This is a genomic window from Bartonella sp. TT119HLJHH, assembly GCF_042193385.1.
Lineage (GTDB): Bacteria > Pseudomonadota > Alphaproteobacteria > Rhizobiales > Rhizobiaceae > Bartonella.
Map to the genome: position 1 here is coordinate 1 of NZ_JBHILS010000054.1, position 2,771 is coordinate 2,771.

The window sequence follows — 2,771 nt, forward strand, 5'->3', positions numbered from 1 at the left end:
AATGGTGGTCAGTTGCATGATTATACTGAAGAGCAGATGAAGATAGTTCTTGAAGATGCCAATAAGTATACGGATGAGAAAGTTAGTAGTCTTGTCAATGATGCTGTTAACGAGTCGAAATCCTATACGGATATAAAGTTTGAGACATTGAATTATGCTATTCAGGATGTTCGGAAAGAAGCAAGACAAGCTGCTGCTATTGGTCTAGCGGTGTCCAACTTGCGTTACAATGATGCACCAGGAAAGTTAAGTGTTGCACTTGGTAGTGGTATATGGCTCAATCAGTCCGCATTTGCTCTTGGTGCTGGTTATACATCTGAAGATGGAAATATTCGCTCTAGTCTATCTGTGACAAGTTCCGGAGGGCGCTGGGGTGTAGGTGTAGGATTAAGCTTAACTCTAAATTAATAAAATTTACTACGATTATTTTCAAAAACGCTCCTGTCTATACAAGACAGGGGCGAAAAGAGTTACACGATTAAAAGAACGACTCCCACAAATAACAGTGCCAGCATTAATGTTGAAAATAAAGAAAGAGAAAAGGTGTGAAGAGTGGTGTGTTTTACGCAAATTTGACAGAAGTCGTGGAGGGGGGCTGGTTGGTGGTTGTTAGATGACAGTGAGCAGCAGATTAAGACAGTTTTTGATGATGCGAAAAAATATGTAGATAAATATTTTTCTGAATCCAAGGATAATGCGATGAGTAATGGTGTTAACGAGTCGAAATCCTAAACCGATATAAAATTTGAAACGTTTAGTTATGACATTAAGAGCGTACGCAAAGAGGCAAGGCAAGCAGCCGCCGTTGGTCTAGCTGTATCCAACCTACGTTACTTCGACGAGCTAGGATCTTTGAGTGTCTCATTTGGTAGCGGCACATGGCGTGGACAATCCGCATTTGCTCTTGGTGCTGGTTATACATCTGAAAACGGAAAAATTCGCTCTAATCTCTCTGCCACGAGTGCTGGTGGTCATTGGGGCATAGGTGGTGCAATTACTCTGAAAATAAAATAATACGAATAACGAAAACAGAACAAAACATTCCCCCTTATTTATTGAAATAAGGGGGAATATTTTTTTACAGACGCACAGTATTTATCTAGAGATAAGCATAATATTTGATGAGGCTATAAACTGTGAGGTTTTATAGAAGATTTTTCTATATTTTGTTGAAAAAAGATCACAGTAGAATCCATATTGCTAAAAAGCTATATTTTTATGTTGCTATTTTCTTGAACAGCCTATAGCTGTATGGGAATGTATATTAGTAAGACTCATTTTGATAAAATAACTTTCAAAGGGGGGATAAGTAGTGCGTAAAGATAAAAGGTACACCACGGGACCGCGCATATATCATTATATGATATATTAAAAAGAAAAAATCCAACTAAAAAGCCAGTTATCCAAGGAAAACTATATTCCGGACATATTACAATTTCTTTTTACTTTACTTATTATTAACAAAACCATGCTTTCTTATAAAAATAAAGTCTATAATTAGGAAAATACATACTAAAACCTAGTACAAAGGATTTTATAGTCACCACTACCAAGTAAAAAGTAATATTAAATATACAAGGCCTCTTTTTAGTTAGGAAAAAACAACACACTAAAACCCTTAGACTCTAAATGTGTCATCTTTATGTCCACAAAACATAATCAAAAAGACAAACATTTAGGTCTCAATACAGAGAGCGCAAACAAAACAAAACTAAAGACTCAAAATGTTCACACTCTAAGCAATGATCGTCTACTCTGAATTCCAAAGAGATCAATAATGCTAAAATGTGTCTTTTTTATGTTTTGGAGGTGTTTTTAAGTTTTTTCATTGGAGAGTTTGTTATGAAAAAATTATATGCCCCACAAGCTGCGAGTGAATTAAAACGTTCTCGTTTTTCTTTTGTTAAAGTTCTTTCGTTGGCTACAGCGGCTACATTCTTATCGAATGTTACGCCTGTTTTTTCAGCAAATCCTGATTTTAGAAACACGTTTCTTGAAGGTGTAAAAAGTGCCGGTGTGTCTTATCCACAAAGCCTTCTCTCTGTTGCTGGTTTGAATGCTTCTGATGATTACGCAAATTTTTTAACCAAAACCCTTTCTGGTAAAAGCGATAAGAGTCCTATCGTAAATGTTCTTGCGGAAGATAGCAAAAATTTATTGGTCAGAACCTTAGATACAGACGAGCAATATAAAAAGTCTCTCATTAGTCCACGGTCGCTTGTTCGTGATAGCTCTACAACCCAACAGTTTTCAGGGAATAATGAGAATGCAACCCCTGTTAATGTTTCTGACCTTTTGCGGGGTGGAACTGCAGGAATGCAACGTTCTCAAGATAACAATATTATTTTGGGTAGTGGGATTAATTATACAAAAAGCAAGTGGGGTGTTTTTATCGGTGACGATGTGGTTGGTAGTGTTGATGGGAGAGGTACATTCGGTTCTGTTGTTATCGGGTACAGTGCAAAAGCTGGTGATGGTTGGAGTACTGTTATTGGTTATATGGCAGAGTCACCTAAGGGCGCGTATGGTACTGTTGTTTTGGGGCGGGGAGCAAAAACGGAAGGCATTTTTGGCATTGCAATTGGTGGTGTTGGAACTGGTCCTGGATCTGGAATACAGGATATTGATGAAAAAAATAGAGTACTTGCAGCTGGTGATTATGCAATGGCTCTTGGTTACGGCGCGAAGAATTATGCAGAAAAGGGGATTGTTCTTGGTTACAATGCATCTGCAGCAAAGGAGGCGCTGTATAGTATTGCTATAGGTAGTGA

The 2,771-nt window shown here is 37.7% G+C and carries 2 protein-coding genes and 1 pseudogene; all 3 read left to right on the forward strand.

Annotation, left to right across the window (positions count from 1 at the left end; translation table 11 throughout):
- Positions 1 to 408, forward strand: a 408-nt coding sequence (locus ACFIJL_RS08960) for a YadA-like family protein (protein WP_375624325.1), incomplete at its 5' end; no start/stop codon positions are given.
- Between the two features lie 444 nt (positions 409 to 852).
- Positions 853 to 1,014: a YadA-like family protein gene (locus ACFIJL_RS08965; RefSeq protein WP_375624327.1), complete on the forward strand. Its 162-nt coding sequence runs from the start codon at positions 853 to 855 to the stop codon at positions 1,012 to 1,014.
- Between the two features lie 828 nt (positions 1,015 to 1,842).
- A pseudogene (locus tag ACFIJL_RS08970) lies at positions 1,843 to 2,771 on the forward strand (hypothetical protein); the annotation flags it as partial.